We start from the raw sequence: 235 nt of genomic DNA, 5'->3' as shown, positions 1-235 counted from the left end.
CCGCACGTGCACGTCGACCGTGCGGGTGCCGCCGAAGTAGTCGTAGCCCCAGACCTCCTGCAGCAACTGGGCGCGGGTGAACACCCGGCCGGGTGCTCGACCTCACCTTCAAGGAGTTCGAGCTGCTCAAGTACCTCGCCCAGCACCCCGGCCGCGCAGCCGGGCGGTGTAGGTGGCCTCGTCGATCGACAGGTCGCCGCTGCGGATCTCGTCGGGGACGTCCTCGGTCGAGGTC

At 69.8% G+C, this 235-nt stretch carries 1 protein-coding gene and 1 pseudogene; one reads left to right on the top strand and one right to left on the bottom strand.

Annotated elements, in window-relative coordinates; translation table 11 throughout:
• Positions 1–84: helix-turn-helix domain-containing protein (locus FAF44_RS54210; protein WP_308193562.1), on the bottom strand; the 84-nt coding region annotated here is incomplete at its 3' end.
• Between the two features lie 2 nt (positions 85–86).
• Between FAF44_RS54210 and FAF44_RS54205 the strand changes: the two are divergent.
• Positions 87–155, top strand: a pseudogene (locus FAF44_RS54205) (helix-turn-helix domain-containing protein); the annotation flags it as partial.
• Between the last annotated feature and the right edge of the window lie 80 nt (positions 156–235).

The organism is Nonomuraea sp. MG754425, from assembly GCF_021699195.1.
Taxonomy (GTDB): Bacteria; Actinomycetota; Actinomycetes; order Streptosporangiales; family Streptosporangiaceae; genus Nonomuraea.
Note: the sequence above shows the minus strand (reverse complement) of the source record. Positions and strands in the feature narration are given on the sequence as shown.